This is a genomic window from Exiguobacterium alkaliphilum 12/1 (assembly GCF_000714435.1).
GTDB lineage: Bacteria > Bacillota > Bacilli > Exiguobacteriales > Exiguobacteriaceae > Exiguobacterium > Exiguobacterium alkaliphilum.
The window spans coordinates 149857-174914 of record NZ_JJMW01000041.1 but is presented as its reverse complement, the minus strand read 5'-3'; the positions used below and the strand labels follow the sequence as shown (position 1 = coordinate 174914).

Genomic DNA, 25058 nt, shown 5'->3' with positions numbered 1-25058 from the left:
CCTTCGACACCTTAAGTCTAGGAGGTCTCCGTAAAGTTTGCAATTGTTTTCACAAACTTTTACGGGGGGTGTATGAACTGTTCACAGCGTCGCCACGAGTTCGACTTTCATCCGGTCCGGGTCTTCGAAATAAAGCGCGATATAGTTCGGCCCGCCGGCATGAGGGAAACGGTCGGCGTATAGCTCCGTGAATCCACGATGCGGCAGTTCTGAGCGTAGCCGTTCGAGCTGTTCCAATGAATCGGCATGAAAGGCGAGGTGGTTCAAGCCGGTCTTCTTCCGGTGATACGGCGGCTCGAGGTGTTCGGGCTCCGTCTGGACGAAGACGAGGTACGTTTTCTCGAACTTATAACTTTGCCCCTTGTCCCATTGTTGATATAGCGTATAACCGAGTTCGTTGAGGAGCCAGTCCCAGGCGGTCAGGCTCTTTTTCAAATCAGAGACGTACAATTCGACATGATGCAACATCGGGCTCATCCTTCCGTCGGACGTTTCGAAACCGTCCATTTAGTATAATGGTTATTATACGACGAATGCAGGGGGAACCATATGGACAATACGGGGCTTGTCTCGAACATTTTGATTGCCGGGAAGACCGGCGTCGGGAAGAGTGCATTTTTAAACTATATATACGGCCGTGATATCGCGGCGTCGCGAGCGGGCAGCCCGGTGACAGAGGAAGGGTTGCACGAATATGAATATTACGACCTCGAACGCGGCATCCTGTTCCGTTTCTTCGATACGTGGGGGCTCGAGGCCGACCGCTCGGACGAGTGGCATGAAGCGGTGCTCGCCGTCGTCAATGAACGGGAAGGCGCGCTCGATATCGCCGATTGGTTCCATACGATTTACTATCTGCTGTCTATCAACTCGGGCCGTGTCGAGGCGTACGAGATTGACGCGATATTGAGACCGCTCTATGAGAAAGAAAGCAACGTGACGATCATCTTGACGAGCTATAACCCCGAGAGCGCCATGAACGTTGAGAAGGCGGAGGCGATGGAGTCCGTCCTCATGCGGGAGCTCGGTATCCCACGCGAGGCGATGATACGAGTCAACAGCGTCGAGAAGAAGCTACTGAGCGGACAGCTCGTCCCGCGACTCGGTTACGATGCCGTCTGGACAAGAAATCGGGTGAACTTATGGCAAGACGTCGAGCGGAAGTTGCCGCTCAACTTGACGAACCATCTACTTGGCGAACTCGAGGCGTGGCGGGACCGTAGCCATCGCGTCGCCGAATCGATTCGCATCTTCACCCCGCAGGCGATGATCAGCTGGAAGGCGCGTCAAATCGAGAAAGATTTGGAAGCGACGCTCGAAGCGGCCGCGGAGACGACAGAAGAGGCGATGGCAGAAGGCATTCGTCACTACATCCAACTGATGGAACGGTATCCGCTCGTCGGTGCCCCGTCCGACCTTGTGTTCAAGACGCGCCGCGTCGAGCTCGGCTTCGACTATTCGTTCAAGCGGACGATTCGAAAGATGGTGCTCGGCATGATTCCGGGCGTGCACTTCATCTATTGGGCGTTCAAGCGCCGGACGGCCGAACGTGGCATCAAAAAGGCCGTCAATCAACAGTATGAGGTCGTCAAACAGACGATTGAATTCGATGTGCGCCGCGGATTCGAAGAAGAGATGCGTCGGCTCGGCCGGACGCTCAGTCAATAAGGAGGAAGCAAGATGGAGAAAAAAGCACCGTTCAACTTGGATACGTATGATTTGAAAGAAGAGCTCGACCGTTTGCGGGGCAAAGTGAAGAAACCGAACATCTTAATCGCCGGGGCGACCGGGTCGGGGAAGAGCTCGGTCGTCAATCACGTCTTCGGACGGGATTTGACGAAAGTGGCCGCGGGGGAACCGGTCACGCGAGGCATCCATGAATTTAAAAGTGAAGACGTTGCCATCGTCCTATACGATAGTGAGGGCTATGAGATCGGCAGTGCGCGCCAAGAAGCGTATGCGGATGAAGTCATCGGGTTCGTCGAGCGGGCCGGTTCAAAAGGGGCGGCTGAACAGATGCATCTCGTCTGGTATGCGATCAACGCCTCGATGAAACGCGTCACGGCGCTCGACAAGGCACTGATCCGTCGTTTGAACGACGTCACGTCGGTCGCGGTCGTCTTCACACAAATCGACCAAGTCGACCTCGATGAGTTGGCAGCGCTACGTGAGGAAGTGAAGGATGTCGTGGCGAACGATGCGGTATTCCAAGTGAGCGTCGCCTCGGAATTATTGAGTGACCCGGAGCTACGTGTCCATTTGGACTGGGAGCGGCTCGTAACCTGGTCGGTCGAACAGCTCGACCAGTCGCTTCAGGAAGGGCTACTCATGGAAGTCCGTGCCGAGAGCGAGGAGATGCTCAAACTGAAGCGGAAGAAAGCGAACCGCATCATCTCGGGCTACGTGGCCAGCGCCGGAACAGCGGCCGCCGTGCCGCTTCCGTTCGCGGACGCCATCGCTTTGACGCCGATTCAAGTGACGATGAGCGTCCATCTCTTCCGTTATTGGGGTGTCAAGACGAACGATGACATGCTCCGGGCGTTGATTGGCAGCACCGTCATCCCTCAGATTGGGCGGGCGCTCTCGAAGACGATTCTGTTGAACGTCATGAAGTTTTTCCCGGGAGCGAACGCGGCGGCGAGCGTCATCAATGCGACGGTCGCGTCAGGCATCACGTGGGCGATCGGCCTCGCTATCAATGAGGTCGCGTATCGGAACGCGATGGACTCGTCGAAGACGATCGAGCAGCTGTTGAACAGTGACTTCGGCTCGTTGTTCGAGCAGTTCATGGCCCAAAATCCGGTGACGAAAAAGAAAGACTGAATCGAACAACACAGAGGAGCGATTAGATGAAGAAACGAATCTATATTACGAGACGACTGCCGGAAGAGGCCGTGGCCCCGCTACGTGAGAACTACGAGGTCCGCATGTGGAGTGAAGAAGCGAGTAGTGTGCCACGTGACGTCTTGCTCGAAGAAGCGAGCACGGCGCACGCACTGTGGACGATGCTGAGCGATTCGATTGACCGAGAGTTGATTGAGCAGTCCCCGAACCTCAAGGTAATTTCGAATTTGGCGGTCGGCTACAACAACATCGACATCGAAACGGCGAAAGCGAACGGCATCATCGTGACGAACACACCGGACGTCTTGACAGAGACGACGGCGGATTTGGCGTTCGGTCTCATGATGATGACGGCACGCCGGCTCGGAGAGGCCGAGCGCGACCTTCGCGCCGGCGAGTGGAAGTCCTGGACACCGATGGGGTATGTCGGCATGGACTTGTACCGGGCCAAGCTCGGAATCATCGGGATGGGTCGTATCGGCGAGGCGGTGGCCCGTCGCGCGCGTGGTTTTGATATGGATGTGCTGTATCATAATCGGACAAGGCGGCACGAATCCGAGTCGATGTATGGGTTCGTCTATGCGGAACTAGATAAACTGCTCGCCGAGTCCGACTTCGTCGTCGTCTTGGCCCCGCTCACCGAGGAAACGAGAGGTCTCATCGATGCGAAAGCGCTCGCGAAGATGAAATCGACGGCCGTGTTCATCAACGTCGCCCGCGGTGAGATTGTCGATGAGGAAGCGCTTTATGACGCGTTACATGAGAAACGGATTTGGGCGGCTGGACTCGACGTGTTCGCGAAAGAGCCGGTGTCGATGGATCATCCGCTCTTGACGCTCCCGAACGTGACGACGCTGCCACATATCGGCAGCGCCTCGATCAAGACGCGTCTCGCCATGATGGAACTGAATCGCCAAGCGATTGTGAACGTGCTCGAAGGAGAAGAACCGAAAAATCGATTGACGTGAAAAAAGGAGTCTGACGCATAGGTCAGACTCCTCAGATTGTTGACTAACAGAATGTTTTCGCTCATCCGCTTGGCGCCTCCGCTTTCCTAGGGGCGAGCAGGGAGCCGCATCGCGACGTTGTCGCTGCTGGGTCTCCCTTCGCTCGCTGACCCCTAAGGAGTCTACGGCGCCGTCGGATGAACGCCGCGAGAGGCCGCCCTTGGGTGGCCTCTCGTCTTTTTTATGTCGTTCACCGAGCGCCTCGAGACTATTGAATCGAAAAGAAGACGAACCAAATCGTGACGGGTGATTTGGTTCGTCAACAGCAAAAGGAGTCTGACGCATAGGTCAGACTCCTTTTGCTTTAGAAGCGGCGGACGTTGTCCGGGTCTTCAAAATCGTTGCGCAGCGCCCGGTCGTCGAGACCGCGCAATTTCGCTTCTTTATCATTCAGTTCAGCTTTTTCATCCAGTTTGTCTTGCTCAGGGTCGACCGCTCGATTTGGGTTGTCACCGGTCGTCTCGTTGTACCGTGTCGAGTCGATCTCGAGCCCGTCGGCCGTATGGTGACCCTGATGGCTTGATCCGTGCGTCGTTTCATTATAACGGGTCGAGTCGACCGTCAAACCTTCGTTGTGGCGGCGTTCGAAGTCTTCGTCGACATAGATGAGAATCTTCCCATCCTCGACGTCGCGGTAGTGGCGATTCACTTCCTCTTCGCTTAGCCCCATGTTGCGGAGACCGCTATGGACATCTTCTTTCCCGCTTAAGAAGGCACGCACTTTATCGAACCAGCCGGTGTCGTGGGACGCCTCGGTGTGCACGTCCGTTTGGCGACGCAAAATCGAGACGCTGTCTTCGTGTTTCGCGACGACGTAAATATCTGAGTCTTTGTAGCCCTTTGCCCGCAACTCTTCGACTTTACCAAGTGCTGATTGTTGTGTGTCATACATACTGACGAATTGTTTCTCGCTCATCTCTGTTTCCTCCTTAGATTATAGTCGACGATGGTCTTCTAAACCGGAATGTCCGCGAACGATCGGGTCGTCTTTCGTCCCGCGCGGCTCTTCATCGTGATCGTTGAACGGTTTGGCGTCGAACGCGATGCCGTCCGCTTCTTCCCCTTTTTCGTGGTCGAGCTCGCTATCCTTCTTATACATATTCGGATAACGCTCATACGAATGCTTGTCGACATAGAGCAATAGTTTGCCGTTGTCGATGGCCGTGTAATACTCTTCTGCCTCCGCGTCACTTAACCCCATATTGCGCAACTCGTCGCGAATCCGGTCACTCCCGTGCAGGAACGACTTGACACGGTCGAGCCAGTTGACGTCACGAATGCCCGCTTCCGCGTTCACATCGGTATGGTAACGCAAGGCTGAGATTTCCCCATCCCGCTTCGCGACGACGTGCATGTTCTTCTCAGCTTCCCCGGCTGTCCGAAGCTCATCCACCTGATCCATCACTTCTTGTTCGCTTGAAAAGAGTCCGATAATTTTGCGATCCGACATAGTGTGCCTCCTTCAATCTATTTTTTGCTGTACAAATTGGCGTCACGGTATTAATAATTTCCGTTCTTGCCGAACTTCAAACAAAAAACGCCTTCTCTAACGAAAAGGCGTCTGTCGATTAGTAATAGAGGATGACGTCGTCGTTGCCGAGCCGGCAACGCGTGTTGCGCCAGATGAACTCGATGAGTGTCCATAGCGCCATGAAACCGCTGAGGCCAAGAAGGACGAGTGCATACAGCGGCGTCAATTGAATGAGAAACGACCATTCGAGCGCCATGAGTACAGGTTGGGTCAAAATGACGAACCCGATGTAGACGAGCACGATGAAGATAGCAAACAAGACACGCCGGCCGAGCGTCTGGAAGTGGTGGCGGAATCGCGTCAACAAGCCGAAAACGGCACCCGTCAACAGGACCGGCAGGATGAAGCCGAAGTAATCGATGGCATACATACCGGTCGGTGCCGTGAAGAGGCGCAGGCTGAACACGTCGTCCATGACGAGGAGCAGGTTGGCGTAGGCAAAGGCGAGAATCATCCCGAGCAACCAGCCGAACTGGTTCCAGGCCCGGCGTGACGATTTCATCGCTTCGATTTTCGTATAGGCGAGAAACGAGACGTCCCGCATCTCGATATCTTGCAGCTTTAGCTTCATATCATTCAATCGATCGACCGCCCAATCGAACTCGCGATTGACTTGCGTCTTCTCGTGTGGCTTCAACTCTTCCGATTGTTCGATGAGCGTATGATAGCGTCGGCGGAACTCTTCATTTGTCACCGGCTTTTCAACTAAAAACACGGCGTATTCATGCGGGGATTGGCTGAGTAGCCCGTCGAGCGATTGACCGTTCTTCTCGGCCTGGCTCATGTAGCCGGCCAAACTGTCGAGCAGACGCTCCGCTTCCGCTTCATCATCGACTAAATCCAACAAGTGAGTGCGAACTTGGTCATAAAACGCTTGGAGGGCGGGGTCGGTAAAGATAGGTTGTTTCAGATGAATCCCTCTCTTCTATAGTTTGTTTCGGTTCAGGCAGGGGGCTCGTCGTTATGGTCGAGCATTCGGGCCTCGAAGTCGCCTTGTTCGATGCTACGGACTAAAATCTCACTGCCGCCCATGTTCGTCGCGAGCGGGATGGAGTACACATCACATAAGCGCATCAACGCACTGACGTCAGGCTCATGCGGTTGTGCCGTCAACGGGTCACGGAAAAAGAGGATCATGTCCATTTCACCACGCGCGACGGCGGCTCCGATTTCCTGATCTCCGCCGAGCGGGCCCGATTTGAAACAGTGAACCGGAAGCCCGGTCGCTTCAGCCACGCGCTTTCCGGTCGTGCCGGTGGCGAATAGGTGATGGTGTTTTAAAATGTGCGCATAGGCACGCACCAAGCGAATCAAATCATCTTTCTTTTTATCGTGGGCAATCAAAGCGATGTTCATCGAGACTCCTCCTCAAAAAAGATTTCCAACTCATTCGTACCATATTTGGCTAAGAAAGACACGTCTTCTTTCTAATGAAACAAAAAATCGCAATCGAATAACTGTTTTCCGCAATATGAAAGCGGCAAGGTTTACCGCCATGAAAATGTTGGTATTAATACAGAGAGTCAAAGTTAACCAAAAATTAAAAAGAGATAGGAGGAAGTTGTTGCATGAACAATACGACGTACAATTTCAACTCAGTCATGTCGTGGCTACCAGACCTTTTGCTAGTCCTATTAGTTCTTGTCATCGGTTTTATCTTGGCAAAAGTGTTAGAAGGCGTGACGCGTAAAGCGCTTCGCAAAGCACGACTTGATGAGCGTGTCGGGGTAACGAAAGAAGGGGATCCGGCCAAACCGGGCCGTGAAGAGAGAAAGTGGACGCCTGAACGCATCATTGCGAAAGTCGTCTTCTTCGGAGTTTTGCTCCTTGCTTTCTTGATCGTCTTTGAATACATGAACGTGCCGGGCGTCGCGCAGCCGTTCAACCAAATCTATGCGAGCTTCTCAGGATTGATTACCGGGGTCATTAAAGCCGGTCTCATCTTGCTCGTCGCTTGGATTATCGCGACACTCTTGAAAAAAGCGATTCAGATGGCAGGTCATCGCCTCAACTTGAACAAGTTGATGGAGAAGACAGGTCAGGACTCATCGAGTGTGAACCAGACACAATGGGTGGATACGGTAGCAAACATCGTCTTTTACCTCGTCCTCTTGTTGGCGCTTCCGGCCGTACTCGATGCGCTCGGACTTCAAGGGATCAGCGGACCGTTTGAAGACTTGTTGAACAGTTTCCTAGGGTTCATCCCGAGACTGGTCGCAGCCGCACTCATCTTCGCCATCGGATATGTCGTGGCGAAAATCGTCCGCGACATCTTGACGAAGTTCTTGGAAGCCGCTGGTTTGAACCGATTTGCTGAGAAGTTGCACTTAGCGGATTACGTCAAAGGCTCAAGCCTCGCGAAGGCTGTCGGAACAATCGTCTTCATCTTGATCATGATTCCGGTCACGATTTCAGCGCTTGAAGCGTTGAACATCCGTGGTATCTCGGATCCGGCCATCTCGATGCTCAATAACATCTTGGCAATGATTCCGAACATCATCGTCGCCATCGTCTTGATTCTCGTCGGTGTGTTCCTCGCCAAGTGGCTCAAAGGAGTCGTCGTATCACTCCTTGAAAACTTAGGTGTGAACTCACTTGCAGAGAAGATGGGCTTCGGTGGACGTTCGACGTCATCGACGTCAGTCGCGCAAGTGATTGGGACGATCGTTCAAATCATCGTCATCTTGTTGTTCGTCTCAGAAGCGCTTCAAGTAGCGAACCTTGAATTCATGGCATCGCTCGCGACAGCCATCTTCGCCTACTTGCCAATGGTCATCGCGGCCATCATCATCTTGGCGGTCGGTTTCTGGCTCGCGAACATGGCAGAACGTCTCGTCGGCAGTGTGCTCGTCGATGGAGCCGGTCAACCGAGCGCTCTCCGTCACATTGCGAAGTACGCGATTCTCGGACTCGCCTTCTTCATGGCAATCAGCCAACTCGGAATCGCACCGATGATCGTCAACACGGCGTTCTTGCTCATCCTCGGAGCAGTCGCCCTCGCGTTCGGCCTTGCCTTCGGTCTCGGCGGACGTGAAACAGCGGCCCGTTACCTGAAGAAAGCAGAGAAGAATATCGATGAGACAGAAGTCTCGAAAGAAGGGCTCGAGCAAGAAAAAGCACAAATGAGCCAAGAAGCCGAAGCTGCGAAGCGTGAGGCGAAACAAGGTTTGGATCAATCGAAACGTGAAGCGAATCAAACGAAACAAGAATTGAAACGCGAAGCGGATCGGACGAATATGCCGAACCAAACGAACGTAGACGGTCCAGAACCGAACCCGTTCCATGACAATATCACGCCGGATGAAAACAACCGGTCGTTAGACGATAATGAAGGACCGCTCCGTCCGTAATCAATCGTTGAACAGGTCTCTCGTTTGAGAGGCCTGTTTTTTGTTGGTCTCAATAGTGAAGGGCAATTGGTCGATATAGTAAGTAATCAGTCGACAGAGGCGGGAGTGGGTTTCATGTTCAAAACGTTCCAACGGACATTGTTAGTGAATTACATATTGGGGTCTGGCATCGCCGTCTTTGGGGTTGGCGGTTTATTCATCTTCCAGACGCTCGAGTTGTCATCGGTTGAAATGACGATTCTATTTTCCATCATGGCCATCTCGGGGACCATGATGGCCGGACTGGAGTTACTCATGTACCGCAGACATGTGGCACCGATTCGTGCGGCTTGTGTGGTCGAGTTCCCGAGTCAGGCCGTGCTTCAGCAGGCGTTTGATCAGACGAGCCGCTTTCCGGTGCTCACCATCAAGCGAATCATGGGACCGCATTTGTTCGGACTGTCGCTTCCGGCGATGCTTTTATCAGCTACCGCGATTCACTTCGGTTGGATTGATTTGCCGTATCGGATGATTGGGCTTGCTGCACTTGGAGCGGTGTTGATCGCACTTTTGCATGCATTAATTGAATTCTTTCTGACGTACCGCTCGGTCGAACCGATGCTCCTTCATTTCCAAGGAAAGAACGGATTGTTGCATCAACAACCGCTTCAGACGACACAACGTTCGCTCAGTGTCCGGACGAAGCTATTGGTCAGCATGCTCATCATCGGGATGTTCCCGGTCATGCTGTTCATGCTCGCTTCGGGCGTCCAATTGTCGACTGTCGAACAAGTCGACGCGTATTGGGGATGGGCCGCTCTCATCTTGGTCGTCATCATCGGCGTGGCCACGTTCAGTAGCATCTTGCTCTATGACAGCATCAAGCGTCCGCTCGGCGCCTTGACCGAAGGGGTCGCCTCGTTAGATGCCGGGCAACTTCGCCCGATTGCGAACCCGTATGCGGACGAGTTCGGTCAGCTCGTGACCGGTTTCAACCATATGGTCGAGAACGTGACGCGTCGAGAGACGGAGAACGAACAGTTGTTGAATAGTCTATTCGTCCTCTTCGCCGCTACCCTCGACGCTCGTGACTCCTACACGGCCGGTCACTCGGAACGGGTCGCCGCTTATTCGGTCGAACTGGCCGAGGCGCTCCAGATGCCTGTCCACGAGGTCGAACTGCTTCGCAAGTCGGCGCTCCTTCATGACATCGGAAAGATCGGGGTCCGAGATGACGTCTTGTTGAAAGAAGGGCGATTGACGGACGACGAGTTCGCCCAGATTCAAGAGCACCCGACCATCGGCATCCATATTTTGAATCAAATCACGTTGCCGGATTCACTGCAGCCGATTTTGGCCGGGGTGCGTTCCCATCATGAACGAATCGATGGCAATGGCTATCCGGACCGGTTGGCGGGGGACGCGATCCCGCTGTTCGGTCGCATCATGGCGATTGCCGATGCATATGACGCGATGACGTCGGACCGCCCATATCGACAAGGGATGCCGACGGAGAAGGCGCTCGCGATTTTAGAGAGCGGTCGTGGTACGCAATGGGACGCCAACTTTGTTGACGTCTTCATCGAATTGCGGCGCCAGACGATATCTGCATAAAAGGACTGTCCCAGATTTGCGGGACAGTCCTTTCGTTTCTCATAACACCTCGAGCACATACACACCAGCGATGCCACCGAGCACGACGAAGACGAGGTTCACACGGAGCATTGCCAAGAGCACGGCCACAGCCCCACCAATCAAGGCTGATGAGACAGTGTGCGTCGCCGTCAAGATGCCAGGAAAAATGAGGCTCGCAAGCACCGCGTATGGCGTGAACAGGAGAAATCGTTTCAACAGCGGGGGTAACGCTACGTCTTTTAACCAAAGTAGCGGAACGAGCCGCGGAACATACGTCACAACCGCCATCGCCAAAACGAGAAGAAATAGACTGATCATGGTGACTCCTCCTCTCGGTAAAGCATGGCACCAGCTCCAGCCGCGATGAACGTCGCAAGAATGATACGGAGGCCGGACGAGAGCGGGAAGAACGGGGACACGCCCCAATGGAGCACGCTCTGTGCGACTGCCGCTACGGCGACCACGACGAGGACCGGCTTACGCGTCAAGCTCGGGACGAGCAATCCGATGAACATGGCGTATAAGGCGATGCCCATACTCGCCTGGAGCTCCATAGGTAAGCCGAACGCGAGAAACACGCCAATCCACGTACCGACGTTCCAGGCCAAAAAAGCGATACTGTTCAATCCGAGGACGAAATGGCCCCGCGTCGCCTCATTGCGAATCGAGGCGACGCTGAACGTCTCATCGGTCACCCCGAACGCGACGGCCGCGAGGAAGCGGTTCGAGGTCGTCTCGAGCCGTTGCGACAAGGAGGCCGACATGAGGAAGTGACGCAAGTTCAAGATGAACGTCGTCAGCACAATCTCCCAATACATCGCCCCGGCCATAATCAATTGGATCCCGATGAATTGGCTGGCCCCGGCAAAGATGAATAAGGACATCGCCAGTGTGATCACGTTCGGCATGTCGAACGATTTCGCGAGCAGACCGAACGCGATGGCGATCGGAATGTAGCCGACCGCGACGGGGATGCCGGCACGCATGCCGGAACGAAACGCGTCTTTGTTCGAGAGGCGCGCCGTGTTTTGGAGCGGAGTCGCCATCGACGCTCCTCCTTTCGGTTAGTAGGATGTGTTCTCATTCGTGATAAGGCGCGCTTATCCTGCTCGAACGAAGAAAAAATCGGGTATAGATAGGCGATAAGGAGAGTGGAAACATGAGTAGAGCCGAAGAGTTCATCGCGTCGTATCATCGGATTGAAGATTATTTGAGTCGCGAGATGGGCGATGGGAAACATTTTAGTTTCAGCAACATGGTCAACCGACTCGCCAAACAGAATCCAATCATTGAACGGTATAAAGAAGACTTACATCAGATGAGCCAGTTGCGCAACGCCATCGTGCATGAGCGACGGGAACCTGACTTCATCATCGCAGAGCCGCACGATTCGATTGTCGACTTGATTCTTGAAGTGGAGCGGGAACTGTTGCATCCGAAGTTGGTCATCCCGCTGTTTCAAAAACAGGTGACAACATTTCGGGCAGACGATCCTCTACAAGACGTGCTGCGGGCGATTCGAAACGAGAATTACTCCCAGTTCCCGATTTATAGCATCGACGGATCGTGGCTCGGCTTATTGACGAAAAAAGGCGTGACGAGTTGGCTCGCCGAAGCGGCGTACGCGTCACACGTCTCGCTCGAAGGGGTGCTCGTGAGCCACGTGCTCCATCATGATCCGCACATCCATCGGTATCGCTTCATCGCCGCGAACACGTCCGTCATCGAAGCCCATCATCATTTCGTGAACATGAAAGAAGGAGCACGTCTCGACGCGCTCCTCGTCACAGCGACCGGCGATACGGATGAGCCGCTCCTCGGCATCATTCGTCCGCAAGACATCTTATACGTGATCGGATGAGGCGCCGTGTTCGATGGCGACCTCATATTGACTGACTGTGTTCCCGAGGACGACCGGCTTCACTTCCGACGTGTCGTCGTCCCGTTTTTTATGGGCATGTTTATAAGCTCCGCTCTCGAGCCAGTTCTCAAAACTCGCCGCGTCACGCCACGTCGTCATGATGACGACTTGGTCTTTCGTCTCGTCCGATGTGTCGGTCAACACTTGCATACGGATGAACCCATCCATCGACTCGATTCCCTTTGTCGTCTCGAACCGGGCTTTCACCGCCTCGACCTTCCCTTTTTCCACGTCCAACTTGTTCATCACAATCCACATCCTCGGTTCCCCCTTCACAAGTATCGTACATCTTCTAGTATAGCGTGAAGTCGGCTCCGGTTTATTGCTTCCTGCTCGCCGTCAACGCATCGACGGTGACTCTTCAAACAATCATTTATTTCGTTTTCTCTTTATTTCAAATGTTGAAAAGAGAAACTTTTAGGGAATAGAGTACGAGCGTATCCGCCTCATGACCATAGATGCATACGGCCGCAGCCCGATGCGCCGTACGCATGAGCGCGGTACACTTGAACTAACGAGAACGGTCGGGACAAGAAAGGAGTGATCGTATGGAACTCATTTTCGGCTTACCGCTTTTATTGCTCATTTTGTTCTTTGCCTTTTTGTATTTCAACATCAAAGGGCTATCGGACATGTGGAAAGATTACAATCGTACGAAGTCGATGATTCCGCTTGGATTCTTCATCATCGGGATTCTCGGAATTTTCACCGGGATTTGGACGTGGCTCGTCATCCTGATTTATTACGCGATTCGTCCGAAGTCATGAGCGAACACCGTATGCCGAGGCATGCGGTGTTTTGTTATACTGAGGGCGAGGTGAAGTCATGGAAAAGTTAATCAAGGCGTGGTTCATCATCACGCTGATCACGTTCGTTTTATTCAAGCTCGGTGAAACGATGACGGCATCGTACACGGAGCCGGCAGGGGAAGGGAACCCGTACGTGCTCGTTCTCCTCATCGGCTGGCCGTTCGCGCTATTGTTCGTTTGGATCACGATTCGGCTCGCGCGTCGAACGGTGCAAACGGTCCATCCGCTCGGGCGAATCGGGCTCATCATCGGCGGCATCGCCATGGCAGCGTTCGCGCTGACGGTCAATATGGATCAGGCGAACGCACTCCGTGATGGGATTCAGGAGTCGACGAATGCGGCCTATGCGACAGGTTGGAATCAGTTCACGAACATCATTTACGCGAACCAACTGACGTTTTTCATATTGACCGTCAGTTGCATGGTCGTCGGCATCCTGTTGACGTTCATCGCCTCCCCGAAACAAAAGAACGAGGAACAGCCCGTGCGCTGATCCTCGTTTTTGTTATCGCTGTTTCGCTTGATACAAACGGGCGTACCGATCGGCCGCGATGATGGCGTCCGCGACTTCTTCTGGTGTGACGTCAAAGCCGCTATGAATCGTCTCGCCTTCTGCGGTGGCCGCTTGTCCGACTTTCAGGATATCTTCTCGTGAGGCGTCCTTCAATTTCACATCCTCGAGCGTGACCGGTAAATCAAGCGCCATGTATAGGGCGACGTACCGCTCAAACTCTTCTTGTGTCCGTCCTTCGAGCGCGAGCTGCACGAGTGTGCCGAACGCGACTTTTTCGCCGTGGGTCAAATGGTGGATGTCCCCGTCGAGTGCCGTGAACCCGTTATGGATGGCATGGGCCGCCGCCAGACCGCCGCTTTCGAAGCCGAGGCCGCTGAGTAACGTGTTCGCCTCGACGACAGCTTCGAGCGCCGGCGTGACGACTTTCGCCTGCACCGACTCGTACGCTAGGATCCCATAGTCGAACAGCACTTCTTCACAGCGTTTCGCAATCGCTTCGGCCGCGATGGTCGGGACACCGCCGGCCATCGTCTTCCCGCCAAATGCGAGGACGCTCCGCACTTCGACCCACGTCGCGAGGGCGTCCGCAATGCCTGAGGCGAGGAAGCGGGCCGGTGCCTCGGCAATCAACTTCGTGTCGACGAGCACGAGGTCTGGATTCTTCTTATAAAAACGATACGTCTCGAAATTCCCTTCATCCGTATAGATGACGGATAAGGCGCTCGTCGGTGCATCCGTCGAGGCAATCGTCGGAACGATGACGATGCGAGCGTTAAGCTCATCGGCGACCGCTTTTGCCGTATCGAGCGTCTTGCCGCCACCCATGCCGATGACGAACGACACATGATTCTCTTTTGCGGAAGCGGCAATCCGTTCGATTTCATGACGAGACGCCTCGCCGACAAAGTCGGCCTTCTCCGTCTCGACGTCGCTTGCGGAAAGAGCGGTCGTCACGCGGTCCCCGATGATGCGCCAGACGATATCGTCGGCAATCAACAGCGCTTTCGAGCCGAAATGGCCCACATGCTTCCCGAGCTGGTCAATCGTGTTCTTCCCTTGCACATACTTGGCTGGACTGATGAAAACGCGTTCTGACATAATCAACATCCTTTCGAAGTGAAATGGCGATGGACAACAGTAAAGATGTTCCCGATTTCAGGCGTACGGTAAACGGATATTCGCGTGACAGCTCCGTGAACGAGCGTCACAGCGTGCATAGTGTACTTCCGAGGACGATGAGTAGCACAATCAAAGCGGCGACGGCAACAAATCCCCATTCGAGTATCGATTTCGTCACGATGACCCCTCCTATGAGCTGATGGGTACAGTATAGCCGCCCGATACGGAGGGCCCGTCCGTAAAAAATGACCTGGTCGAAAAAAGAGACACGTCCCGATTTCCTAACGCGTTTGATGGTTTGAACGAGAGGAGACGGGGAACAACTATGTCGTATGTAACTTTCTGAAGGAGGAATGAACGATGGCTAAACATGTATTGATCATTGCGACGTCTGCCGATAAACTAGAGAACGGTCATGCTACCGGGCTTTGGCTCGAGGAGTTCGCCGCACCATATCTTCAATTTGAGAAACAAGGATACAAAGTGACGGTCGCGAGTATCGAGGGCGGAGACGTGCCAATCGATGCGAACAGTCTCGAGGACGGCTTGTCACAAGAGATTTTAGATACACAAACCTTGTTGAAAAATACGGTCCGACTTGACCAAGTCGCGGATGATTCGTATGATGCCGTGTTCCTTCCTGGTGGACATGGAACGGTCGTCGATTTCCCGGACAGTGAGACGCTTCAACGTGTCGTCCGTGACGTATATGAGAGTGGGAACGTCGTCGCCGCCGTTTGTCACGGCCCAATCGGCCTCGTCAACGTCACGTTGAGCAACGGGGAACCGCTCGTCAAAGACAAACAAGTGACCGGCTTCACCGACGCCGAAGAGCGGGAAATGCAACTTGAATCCGCTGTGCCGTTCTTGCTTGAATCGGCACTGCGTGAAAAGGGCGGCAAGTTCGATGGGGCCGACAACTGGGCGGTCAACGTCGCGGTCGACGAACGTCTCGTCACGGGACAAAACCCACAATCGTCTGAACGCGTAGCAGAAGAAGTCGTCAAATTACTCAACTAACGACATGGACAATCTGGGCAATCGCCTAGATTGTCTTTTTTTTCGGACATATGTCCTTTTCAAACGATTCATTCTCCCGTACAGTCAGACGAAGAGACAGGGGGAATAGGGATGGGAATCATTTTTGCGTTGCTCTCGGGCACGTTCATCGCGTTGCAGGGCATCTTCAACGCCAAACTCGGCTATGCGGTCGGGGCATGGTTGTCGGTCACCATCGTCCACCTCGTCGGATTGGTGCTGGCGTTATTCATCTACGCGTTCAAGCGTGATGGCGATTTGACCGCGTTTCGTCGCGTGCCTTGGTACTACAGTCTAGGCGGGTTGTTCGGTGTCTTTGTCGTCTTTGGTGAATTGACGGCGATTCAACAACTCGGGGTGACGTGGGCGATTTGTGTCTTACTCGTCGCGCAGTTGATGGGAGCGTTTATCATTGATTCGAACGGATGGTTCGGTGTCGCGAAAAAACCGGTCACCGGAGGGCAGGTCATCGGGCTCGGCCTGATGGTCATCGGGATTGGCGTCTACACGTTCACATGAGGAGGAGATGGAGATGAAAGTAGAGGCTGCGCTACATCGGCTCGGTTGGCACCATTTGTTCTCGGGACAGACACTCGCTGCTTCCTCGATCGTCACGTTTCCTTCGGGAGCGATGCTTTGCGCGAACGACGGCGTGATCGATTCGTTGTTCGTCGTCTTAGAAGGACGCGTCAAAATCTATACGCTCAGTGAGGAAGGCAAGTTGCGGCTCCTCCGCTTGAAAGCCGCACCGACGTTGATTGGCGATATCGAATACGCAAGCGGACGTCACGTGCTCCATACCGTCGAAGCGGTCGGGACGGTCGTCTGTCTGCGCATCCCGTTTGAGGTATTGAAAACATACAACCGGACGATCGAATTTACCGAACATTTGCTTCGTGGCGTGTCAGAGAAGCTATTTATCGAAGCGAACGCCTCGTCGAACCATTTGATGTCGACGCTCGAGGAACGACTCGCCGGCTATCTCGTCTCGCTCAGCGAGGCCGGGAACGACTTGTTTCAATCCGAGATGAGTCAATTGAAGCGAAAAGAAGTGGCCGAATGGCTCGGGACGAGCTATCGACATCTGAACCGGACGCTCCAGGCGTTCGCGGACGAAGGACTCGTCGAACGGACACGGAAGCAAGTCAAGATTTTGGATATGGAACGATTAAAGCAGCGTGCCAATGGCATGCTCTATGAATAAGGAGAATCTTCATGGTAATTGGAATCATCTGTTCGGCCATCGCGGGTGCGTTCATCAGTGTACAAGCGGCCGTCAATGCGAAAATGAACGTCCATCTCGGGGCGTGGGCGACGACGGTGCTCGTCTTTATCGTCGGGCTCGTTGGGTCGCTCGTACCGCTCCTTCTGTTCGGTGGAGACCTTGCGGGCATTCGGGACGTCTCACCCATCTATGCACTTGGCGGGCTGCTCGGGGTGGGCGTCGTCTTTTGTGTCATGCGCAGCATCCAGCTGCTCGGTCCGACGTTGTCGGTGTCGGTCATCCTCGTGTCGCAATTGATTTGGGCGCTCGGCGTCGACTTATTCGGTGCGTTCGGCATGCCGCAACTTACGTTGGCACCTGGACAAGTCATCGGCTTGATGATCTTGCTCCTCGGCGTCGTGATTTTCAAACAGTCACAAGCGACGGCGCTCGCGCGTGAGTCGATGAAGGAAGCCGCTTGAAGGAGTGGCTTTTTTCGTGCACAAAACGGGTACAGAGACGTATGATGGATAAAGTGAACTGAAATAACTATAGAGGTGATGAATACGGTGGGCTCTTCCATATGGATTGACTTAATGATCGTCTTGTTTTTGATTGTGTTGAACGGGATCTTCGCAATGACCGAAATCGCGCTCATCTCGTCGAAGCCGTCGAAGCTCGAAGTCGAGGCGAATCGAGGGAAGCGGAGCGCGCAAATCGCATTGAAGTATTCAAAAGACCCGACAGACCTGCTCTCGACCGTCCAAGTCGGAATCACGTTGATTGGGATCATCAACGGGGCATACGGGGGTGCCAGGTTTTCGACTCCGGTCGGGAACGCGTTTGAACAGCTCGGCATGAGCGCACAGTCGGCGTCGACAGTCGGATATGTGCTCGTCGTCACCGTGATCACGTACCTCTCCCTCATCATCGGGGAGCTCGTCCCGAAGCGAATCGCGCTCGTCGCACCGGAACGGGTGACGATGGCGATTATCCCGGCGCTCGACTTGTTCAGTAAAGTGATGCGTCCATTCATTTGGATTCTATCGAAATCGACGCTGTTCTTGTTCAAATTGCTCGGGTTGAAGGCAGAACGGACAGATGGGGAGACAGAACTTGAAATCAAGCAACTGTTATTCGAAGGAGCGCAACAAGGACAGTTTGCGCATGAAGAAGTGCAGCAAGTCGAGCGCGTGTTTGCGTTTCATGACCAATTGATTTATGAACTGATGCAACCGCGGACGACACTTGAATGGATTGATATCGAAGACTCGATGGCCGACATCAAAGCCGCTGTATATGAAAGTAGACATAACAAACTCCCCGTCGGACGCGGGACGCTCGATGAGTTCGTCGGATACGTTGATGTCCGTGACGTGTTGATGTTGCCGGAACTCGCGGCGCCGTCGGACATTTTAAAACAAATCAAACAGCCACTGATCGTCCCGAAGCAACGCGAAGCGAGCCAAGTCCTTCAAATGATGCAACAGACCGGATCGCCCATCGCCTTCGTCTTAGATGAGTATGGCGGGTTCCTCGGACTGGTCACGTTGTTTGATATTCTTGAAGAGATTGTCGGGGAAGTGATGATTGAAGAAGAGGCGCCTGACGTCGTTCGTCGGGAAGACGGCACGTATTTAGCCGATGGACTCCTCAGCATCGAGGACTTGAAGCGGACGCTCGGCATCCGTGACGCGCGATTTGACGAAGGACGCAACGCGTATCATACGCTCGCCGGACTCGTCATCTACACGCTTGGTGACTTTCCGAAACGCGGAGACATCGTCGAGGCGTATGGCCTACGTTTTGAAGTCGTCGACATGGATGGGAAACGGGTCGACCAAGTCCTCATCTCAATTTTGCCAGAAGAAAAAGAGGAATGACGCGACGTCGCGTCATTCCTCTTTTGTCTCTTCCCACGTCTCAAACGCGGCGTTCATCAAGATGCGGGCCATAAGGAGCATCGCCCGTTCGTCGATGTCAAAGCGAGGGTGGTGGTGCGGGAAAATCGCATCGCGCTCGGGGTTACCGGCGCCGGCGAAAAAGAAGCTGCCCGGGACGTGTTGCAAGTAATAGGCGAAATCCTCCCCGACCATGAGCGGGGACATCTCGATGACGCCGGCACTGCCGACCACGTTCACGGCCGAATGACGCACGTGCGTTGTTTCCATCGGATGATTGATGACGGCAGGGTAGCCTTGAATATAGTTCAACTCGTAATCGGCCCCTGCCCCGGCACATGTCGTGGCGATGATGCGCTCCATGTCTTCCATGATGCGGGTTTGCGTGTCCGGATTAAACGTACGGACGGTTCCAGAGAGGCGGGCTTCGTCTGCGATGACGTTGAACGCCTGTCCCGATTCGAACGTCCCGATGGTCAAGACGGCCGGTTCGAGCGGGTCGACGCGGCGACTCACGATTTGTTGGAGTTGGCTCGCGACGTTGACGCCGACCATGAGCGAATCAATCGTATGGTGCGGGATGGCCCCATGACCGCCTTTGCCTTTAATCGTCAGTTCGAAACGGTCGGCTGCCGCCATAATCGGGCCGGTCTTGATGCCGATCGTCCCGAACGGAAGCGGCGTCCAAATGTGGACGCCGTATATATAGTCGACACCGTCGAGACAACGATCTGCAATCATCGGTTTGGCGCCACCTGGGGCGAGTTCTTCGGCGAACTGGTGAATCAAGACGACATCTCCTGGCAACTCGGCCTCGGCGAGCACTTTGGCGAGCACGAGGAGCGACGCCGTATGCGCGTCATGACCACATGCGTGCATCGCGCCGTTCACTTTGGAGCGATACGGAACGTCTTTCAAGTCTTGAATCGGCAAGGCATCAAAGTCGGCCCGGAACGCAATCGTCGGTCCGTTCCCACCTTTGATACGCCCGACGACGCCATTGCCACCGACCCCTTCTCGGACGTCAAGGCCGAGGTCGCGTAAATAACGCGCGATGAAACGGGGCGTCTCCTGTTCCTCGAATGAGAGTTCGGGATGTTGATGGAAATGACGGCGTAGCGTCACCATCTCTTCATATAAATCGGTCAGTCTAGCATCAAGCGTTGTGACAAACATCGAGAACACTCCAATCCTACATATAATGGTCGGTCAAATATGCTGCCAAACGGCATGGGCGTCGCCTTTCACAGTTGCACGGCGGTCCCACTCTTCCTTTTTGATGACGATTTGTTGACATGATTCAGCCTAGACTGTGTCTTTTCCTTATTTTTGTAAAAGATAAGCTTATCGTATACGATGAAAGGGAATTAGAACAGCAGTGAATTTAAGAAACGAGGTGCAGGAATATGTTATGGATTGGATTAGGCGTCATCATCTTGCTGGCCGTCATTTATTTCTCGGCTTATAACGGATTAGTGAAGTATCGAAATTGGGTCGATGAGGCGTGGGCCCAAATCGACGTACAGCTGAGACGTCGCTACGACTTGATTCCGAACTTGGTCGAGACGGTGAAAGGGTACGCCAAACATGAAGAAGAGACGCTCGCGAAAGTCGTCGAACTCCGTAATCAAATGGGAGCAAGGTCGACGCGGCAAGAACAGATGGAAATAAACGATCAGTTGAGCGGCGCCCTGAAAAATCTATTCGCGCTTCGCGAGGCATACCCTGACTTGAAAGCGAACGAGAACTTCAAGATGCTCCAAGAAGAGTTGACGCAAACGGAAAACAAAGTCGCGTATTCAAGACAACTCTATAACAATACGGTCATGAAATATAATACAAAAATCGAATCGGTGCCGACGAACGTCATCGCCTCACTCCATCATTTTGAGAAGCGTGACATGCTCGAGGCGCGAGAGGAAGAACGCGAGAACGTTCGCGTCTCGTTCTAATGCGAGGTGCCAGCGATGCTCCTTTATGAACAGATTCGTAAAAACAAAGTGAAGACGGTATTGATCGTCACCGGATTTGTCTTATTCGTCTTACTCGTTGGAGCAGCGATTTCGTATATCAACTATGGGGACGCCTTGCCGGGACTCATTTTCACACCGGTCTTCTCGTTGTTTTATGTCGGCATCGTCATCATGTCGAGTACGGGGATCGTCATGCGAATGAACCATGCGAAAGAAATCACTTCGGTCGAACAGCATCGCTTCTTATGGCACACGGTCGAGAACATGGCGATGGTCGCCCGCATCCCGATGCCGCGCGTCTTCATCATCAACGACCCGTCCCCGAACGCGTTCGCGACCGGACTTAAGCCGGAAAAGGCGGCCGTCGCGGTCACGACGGGTCTACTTGACCGTCTGTCGCGGGAAGAGGTCGAAGGGGTGGTCGCCCACGAGGTCGCGCACATTAAGAATTACGATGTCCGTCTATCGACGGTCACGCTCGCGCTCGTCTCGGTCATCGCCATCATGAGTGATATCGGGTCACGGATGCTATTCTTTCGCAGTGTCGGCGGACGGCGTGACAACAATCAAAACCCGATTTTTTTGATCGTCGGGCTCGTCCTGCTCGTCCTTGCGCCGATTATCGCGACGCTCATCAATTTGGCGATTTCAAGAAATCGCGAATTTTTAGCGGACGCGAGCGGGGCGGAGCTGACGCGTAACCCGGAAGCGCTCGCTTCGGCGCTCGAGAAGATTGCCAACGTCGAGACACCGGTGAAAGAAGCGTCGAGTGCGTCGGCCCCGCTTTATTTCTCCGACCCGTTGAAGAAAAAGATTAGCGGGCTGTTGTCGACACACCCGAATCCGGTCGAACGGATCAACCGGTTGCGCCAAATGTAACGTTTTGCGTTACACTTGATGCGTCGACTATAGGAAAAGCCACCTCGCTTGAGGTGGCTTTCATCATTTATCCGGCGCGGTGGCTCCGGAGTTTTTCAATTTCTTCGAGGACGAACTGGACGTTCGTCCCGACGATGACTTGAATGTGGTTCGGGCTGACAACCTTGATTCCAGGGATGCCTGCTTTCTTGATTTGTGCTTGGTCGACCGTGTCCATGTCTTTCACGTCGACACGGAGACGCGTGACACAAGACTCGATGCCTGTGACGTTTTGGTCGCCACCGAGTCCGTCGTAAATCATCGCTGCCATGGCCGAGTATTGTCCGCCGGCTGCGACTGGAGCTGTTTTCGTGTCGCCTTCAGGCGCTGTCTCGGTTGCGACGGCATCGACCGCCTCATCCGATTCGCGACCTGGTGTCGCCAAGTTGAGTTTGACGATCATGAAGCGGAAGATCGTATAGTAGATGGCACCGAAGACGAGACCTTGGACGAGCAACATGTACGGTTGGTTCGCGAGCGGCAACCGTGAGCTGAGCACGAAGTCGACTAGCCCGGCGCTGAACCCGAATCCGGCCGTCCATTGGAACGTCGCTGCGATGAAGAGCGAGACACCTGTCAACACTGCATGCACGAGGTAAAGGACTGGCGCGAGGAACATGAACGAGAACTCGAGCGGTTCTGTGACCCCTGTGAAGAATGAGGCGAACGCTGCGGCGAGAAGGAGTGAAGCCGCTTGTTTTTTCCGTTTCGTTTTCGCTGTGTGATACATCGCGAGTGCTGCTGCCGGGAGACCGAACATCATGATTGGGAAGAAGCCGGCTTGGTAACGTCCCGTGATCCCTTTCTCGCCTTCACCCGACCAGAAGTTTCCGATGTCGTTGATACCGGCCACGTCGAACCAGAACACCGAGTTCAAGGCGTGGTGAAGACCGGTCGGAATCAACAGACGGTTAAAGAAGCCGTAAAGGCCGGCACCGAACGCGCCGAGACGTGAAATCGATTCACCGAATCCGACGAGTCCAGTGTAGACGACCGGCCAAATGAAGTAGAGCGCGACCGAGACGAGAATCATGGAGAACGCCGTCATGATTGGAACGAGACGCTTGCCGCTGAAGAAGGCGAGGGCGTCAGGCAATTTCACGTGGCTGAAGCGGTTATACATTTGAGCGGCGACGATACCCGAGAGAATACCGACGAACGCGTTACCGATGCGTCCGAACGCCGGGTTGACGGCTTCGACGTCGACCCCTTGGAACAAGGCGACCGATCCTGCAGACAGAAGCGTCGTGACCGTGAGATAAGCGACAAGACCACTAAGGGCGGCCGAGCCGTCACGGTTTTTCGCCATCCCGAGGGCGACCCCGACGGCGAAGAGGATTGGAATGTTATCGATGATGGCTGCACCGGCTTTAATTAAGAATGCGGCAGCAATGTTTTCAGAACCCCAGCCGACCGGGTCGATCCAGTAACCGATTCCCATGAGGATGGCCGCTGCAGGAAGTACCGCAACCGGCAACATGAGGGAACGTCCGAGACGTTGTAAAAAGTTCATCATTGTGAATGTCCTCCTTTTTGATGGTGTTGGTCTTGCAGGCGTTGAATGTGAAGCGTGATGTAACCGAGCTCTGATTCGGGCAAGACGATGCCGTATAAGTCTTCCATTTCCGTTGCGACATCAGACGCACACGCGTAAGCAGACGAGAATTTCGTTTGAATCATCGTCAACATGTCCTCGTCAATCGTGTGGTGATCGTAATGGTTGACCCGATCCATGACGAATCGTAAATGTGTTAATAAACGTTGGTATGATAAGTCATCTTCTTCGATAGAGAGGTCGAGTCGTCGTGAAATCGATTGAATCATGTCTCGTACGATCGTCGTCTGTTTGACCGTCTTGCGTAAATCACCTCCTTTCACTTTGAGCGTATGGATGTGGAGCGCGATGAAGGCGGCCTCGTCCTTCGGCATCTTCACCCCGAGCTTGTCCTCGATGTGTTGAATCGCCCAGAGGCCGATCTCATACTCGTTACGATACAAAATTTTTATCTCGTTCAGCAGCTTGTTGCGAAGCGAGATGCCTTCTTGCTCCCGTTCGATGGCAAACGAGATATGGTCGGTCAACACGACGTGGATGTGTTCGTTGAACGTCGTCTCGAGCCGCTTTTCCGCGTGACTAATGATCTCTTCAGAAATCGTGAAATGTTCGACCGGGATGCGGCTCAAGAGTTGTTGAAACTTGTCGCCTTCGGACATGACGAACAGTTTCTCGATTTTATGCGGATTGACGACGTCGTTGCGCGCCTTCTTAAACGCGACGCCCGGCCCGATGGCAATCTTCTCTTCCCCGTCGTCTGAGACGATGACCGCATTGTTGTTCAAGATTTTTTTGATTTTTAACATGGTTCCTCCTATCGAGGAGTCATTGTTCCGCTTGAGCGACGACCGTCTTGCCAGAGAGGGCAGGACCGCCTGTATGGAAGACGTAAGGTTCCTTCAGCTCGCCACCGTTCGTGACGATCATCGGCGTGACCGTGTCTTTTCCGGCTTGATGAATCTGTTCGAGGTTCGCTGTGAGCAGCGGTTGACCGACCTCGACCGAATCGTCGACGTTCACATGCACGGTAAACGGGTCACCTGCAAGTTCGACCGTGTCGAGCCCGACATGAATCAAAATTTCAGCGCCGTCATCGGTGCGAATCCCGATTGCATGCTTCGTCGGTGCGACTTGAACGATGGTCCCTTTGGCCGGTGCGACGACTGTCCCGTCAGTCGGCATGATGGCGATTCCGTCGCCCATCATCTTCTCGCTGAACACTGGGTCGCTCACCTCCTCAAGTGGAATGATGTCTCCTTCCATGGGTGCATAAAGTGTCAGTGTATGTCTCTTCATCCACTTATTCAATAACATCTTCGATTCATCCTTTCGTTCGAAAAATGATTGTGAAAAAACAAAACAGGCATGGAGTATAGACGGGTGGCGTGAGCCTTTCGTCTTACCCCATGCCTGATCGAATCAGTCACATGTGATCATTATTCGTTTCGTCACCCTCAACATAGCACGCCCGAATATAGATATCAAGACCTAATTTGAAAGCGTTCTCTAGAAATTTTACTTCTTCGAAAATCTGTTGTATAGTTAGGGCGAAACTGAATGAGAAAGGTGTTGCATGTTAATGAGTGAGGTCGTATCTGCCTAACGAACTGAAAAATGTCGGATGACGCGTGTTTTTGTCATGCCTTCATGTTCTGTTACAGATACCGCCCTTCATAAACTGCCAGACACCGGTCTGTCTTTTTGCGTTGGTCGTCATCGGCCGACGCTTTTTGTTTGCGCGGTATCTCCATCATATTTAA

The 25058-nt window shown here is 53.7% G+C and carries 28 protein-coding genes; 15 read left to right on the top strand and 13 right to left on the bottom strand.

Annotation, left to right across the window (positions count from 1 at the left end):
* Positions 1–81: 81 nt before the first annotated feature.
* Positions 82–468, bottom strand: a complete 387-nt coding sequence (locus RT52_RS09415; protein WP_081852690.1) for a VOC family protein — start codon at positions 466–468, stop codon at positions 82–84.
* Positions 469–549: 81 nt separating this feature from the next.
* Between RT52_RS09415 and RT52_RS09410 the strand changes: the two genes are divergently transcribed.
* The 3 genes from RT52_RS09410 to RT52_RS09400 are packed head-to-tail and all read left to right on the top strand — an operon-like array spanning position 550 to position 3812.
* The gene (locus RT52_RS09410) at positions 550–1668 is read left to right on the top strand and encodes a GTPase (RefSeq protein WP_034816904.1); all 1119 of its coding nucleotides are present in this window, start codon (positions 550–552) and stop codon (positions 1666–1668) included.
* Positions 1669–1680: 12 nt separating this feature from the next.
* A complete protein-coding gene (locus tag RT52_RS09405) occupies positions 1681–2823 on the top strand; it encodes a YcjF family protein (protein ID WP_034816902.1) in 1143 nt (380 codons plus the stop codon).
* Between the two features lie 26 nt (positions 2824–2849).
* Positions 2850–3812: a 2-hydroxyacid dehydrogenase gene (locus RT52_RS09400; RefSeq protein ID WP_034816900.1), complete on the top strand. Its 963-nt coding sequence runs from the start codon at positions 2850–2852 to the stop codon at positions 3810–3812.
* 343 nt (positions 3813–4155) lie between these two features.
* Here the strand turns inward: RT52_RS09400 and RT52_RS09395 are convergent, their stop codons facing one another.
* From RT52_RS09395 to RT52_RS09380, 4 genes are all read right to left on the bottom strand, one after another.
* The gene (locus tag RT52_RS09395; RefSeq protein ID WP_034816899.1) at positions 4156–4767 is read right to left on the bottom strand and encodes a YflT domain-containing protein; all 612 of its coding nucleotides are present in this window, start codon (positions 4765–4767) and stop codon (positions 4156–4158) included.
* An 18-nt stretch (positions 4768–4785) separates the two neighbouring features.
* Positions 4786–5301, bottom strand: coding sequence for a YflT domain-containing protein (locus tag RT52_RS09390; protein WP_034816897.1), 516 nt, complete (start codon positions 5299–5301; stop codon positions 4786–4788).
* A 118-nt stretch (positions 5302–5419) separates the two neighbouring features.
* On the bottom strand, positions 5420–6229 hold the full coding sequence (locus tag RT52_RS09385) for a hypothetical protein (RefSeq protein WP_245175513.1): 810 nt from the start codon (positions 6227–6229) through the stop codon (positions 5420–5422).
* Between the two features lie 95 nt (positions 6230–6324).
* Complete coding sequence (locus tag RT52_RS09380) at positions 6325–6738, bottom strand: methylglyoxal synthase (protein WP_034816894.1); 414 nt, start codon at positions 6736–6738, stop codon at positions 6325–6327.
* Positions 6739–6950: 212 nt separating this feature from the next.
* Here RT52_RS09380 and RT52_RS09375 point away from each other — a divergent pair, with 212 nt between their 5' ends.
* Together RT52_RS09375 and RT52_RS09370 are read left to right on the top strand one after the other, a co-directional pair.
* Entirely contained in the window at positions 6951–8732 is a 1782-nt protein-coding gene (locus RT52_RS09375) for a mechanosensitive ion channel (protein ID WP_034816892.1), read from the top strand.
* 114 nt (positions 8733–8846) lie between these two features.
* Positions 8847–10325 (top strand): HD-GYP domain-containing protein, encoded by a 1479-nt coding sequence (locus tag RT52_RS09370; protein ID WP_034816890.1) that lies wholly within the window; start codon positions 8847–8849, stop codon positions 10323–10325.
* Between the two features lie 39 nt (positions 10326–10364).
* Here the strand turns inward: RT52_RS09370 and RT52_RS09365 are convergent, their stop codons facing one another.
* Entirely contained in the window at positions 10365–10664 is a 300-nt protein-coding gene (locus RT52_RS09365; protein WP_034807995.1) for an AzlD domain-containing protein, read from the bottom strand.
* Positions 10661–11392: an AzlC family ABC transporter permease gene (locus tag RT52_RS09360; protein WP_034807996.1), complete on the bottom strand. Its 732-nt coding sequence runs from the start codon at positions 11390–11392 to the stop codon at positions 10661–10663. The genes RT52_RS09365 and RT52_RS09360 overlap by 4 nt, the downstream gene beginning before the upstream one ends.
* A 113-nt stretch (positions 11393–11505) precedes the next feature.
* Between RT52_RS09360 and RT52_RS09355 the strand changes: the two genes are divergently transcribed.
* Entirely contained in the window at positions 11506–12207 is a 702-nt protein-coding gene (locus tag RT52_RS09355; protein WP_034816888.1) for a CBS domain-containing protein, read from the top strand.
* On the opposite strand, the gene RT52_RS09350 is transcribed toward RT52_RS09355, so the two are convergent.
* Positions 12190–12525, bottom strand: a complete 336-nt coding sequence (locus tag RT52_RS09350) for an antibiotic biosynthesis monooxygenase (protein WP_034816887.1) — start codon at positions 12523–12525, stop codon at positions 12190–12192. The genes RT52_RS09355 and RT52_RS09350 overlap by 18 nt on opposite strands.
* A 290-nt stretch (positions 12526–12815) precedes the next feature.
* On the opposite strand from RT52_RS09350, the gene RT52_RS09345 reads away from it, so the two are divergent.
* On the top strand, positions 12816–13034 hold the full coding sequence (locus RT52_RS09345; protein ID WP_034808001.1) for a hypothetical protein: 219 nt from the start codon (positions 12816–12818) through the stop codon (positions 13032–13034).
* Positions 13035–13092: 58 nt separating this feature from the next.
* Positions 13093–13569, top strand: a complete 477-nt coding sequence (locus RT52_RS09340; protein WP_034808003.1) for a hypothetical protein — start codon at positions 13093–13095, stop codon at positions 13567–13569.
* A gap of 12 nt (positions 13570–13581) precedes the next feature.
* Here the strand turns inward: RT52_RS09340 and RT52_RS09335 are convergent, their stop codons facing one another.
* Entirely contained in the window at positions 13582–14688 is a 1107-nt protein-coding gene (locus tag RT52_RS09335) for a glycerol dehydrogenase (RefSeq protein ID WP_034816886.1), read from the bottom strand.
* 381 nt (positions 14689–15069) lie between these two features.
* Between RT52_RS09335 and RT52_RS09330 the strand changes: the two genes are divergently transcribed.
* The 5 genes from RT52_RS09330 to RT52_RS09310 all read left to right on the top strand — a co-directional run bounded on the left by RT52_RS09330 (position 15070) and on the right by RT52_RS09310 (position 18834).
* Positions 15070–15729 (top strand): type 1 glutamine amidotransferase domain-containing protein, encoded by a 660-nt coding sequence (locus RT52_RS09330; RefSeq protein WP_034808006.1) that lies wholly within the window; start codon positions 15070–15072, stop codon positions 15727–15729.
* Between the two features lie 111 nt (positions 15730–15840).
* Complete coding sequence (locus tag RT52_RS09325) at positions 15841–16266, top strand: DMT family transporter (protein ID WP_034808008.1); 426 nt, start codon at positions 15841–15843, stop codon at positions 16264–16266.
* Positions 16267–16279: 13 nt separating this feature from the next.
* Positions 16280–16951, top strand: a complete 672-nt coding sequence (locus tag RT52_RS09320) for a Crp/Fnr family transcriptional regulator (RefSeq protein WP_081852689.1) — start codon at positions 16280–16282, stop codon at positions 16949–16951.
* Between the two features lie 11 nt (positions 16952–16962).
* Entirely contained in the window at positions 16963–17433 is a 471-nt protein-coding gene (locus RT52_RS09315) for a DMT family transporter (RefSeq protein ID WP_034816884.1), read from the top strand.
* Positions 17434–17511: 78 nt separating this feature from the next.
* Positions 17512–18834, top strand: a complete 1323-nt coding sequence (locus RT52_RS09310; RefSeq protein WP_034816882.1) for a hemolysin family protein — start codon at positions 17512–17514, stop codon at positions 18832–18834.
* A 12-nt stretch (positions 18835–18846) separates the two neighbouring features.
* On the opposite strand, the gene RT52_RS09305 is transcribed toward RT52_RS09310, so the two are convergent.
* Positions 18847–20028 carry an amidohydrolase gene (locus tag RT52_RS09305; protein ID WP_034816880.1) on the bottom strand — a complete coding sequence of 394 codons (1182 nt, stop codon included), beginning with the start codon at positions 20026–20028 and terminating at the stop codon, positions 18847–18849.
* Between the two features lie 230 nt (positions 20029–20258).
* Here RT52_RS09305 and RT52_RS09300 point away from each other — a divergent pair, with 230 nt between their 5' ends.
* Both RT52_RS09300 and htpX read left to right on the top strand, forming a co-directional pair.
* Entirely contained in the window at positions 20259–20804 is a 546-nt protein-coding gene (locus tag RT52_RS09300) for a LemA family protein (protein WP_034808016.1), read from the top strand.
* Positions 20805–20819: 15 nt separating this feature from the next.
* Positions 20820–21704, top strand: a complete 885-nt coding sequence (htpX, locus tag RT52_RS09295) for a zinc metalloprotease HtpX (RefSeq protein ID WP_034816878.1) — start codon at positions 20820–20822, stop codon at positions 21702–21704.
* 67 nt (positions 21705–21771) lie between these two features.
* Here htpX and nagE read toward each other — a convergent pair whose 3' ends face one another.
* Genes nagE through RT52_RS09280 form a run of 3 tightly spaced genes read right to left on the bottom strand, consistent with a single transcriptional unit; the run spans position 21772 to position 24612 of the window.
* Complete coding sequence (nagE, locus tag RT52_RS09290) at positions 21772–23259, bottom strand: N-acetylglucosamine-specific PTS transporter subunit IIBC (RefSeq protein ID WP_034816876.1); 1488 nt, start codon at positions 23257–23259, stop codon at positions 21772–21774.
* Positions 23256–24104 carry a PRD domain-containing protein gene (locus RT52_RS09285; protein ID WP_034816874.1) on the bottom strand — a complete coding sequence of 283 codons (849 nt, stop codon included), beginning with the start codon at positions 24102–24104 and terminating at the stop codon, positions 23256–23258. The genes nagE and RT52_RS09285 overlap by 4 nt, the downstream gene beginning before the upstream one ends.
* Positions 24105–24123: 19 nt before the next feature.
* Positions 24124–24612 (bottom strand): PTS sugar transporter subunit IIA, encoded by a 489-nt coding sequence (locus RT52_RS09280; protein ID WP_034816872.1) that lies wholly within the window; start codon positions 24610–24612, stop codon positions 24124–24126.
* Positions 24613–25058: the final 446 nt, after the last annotated feature.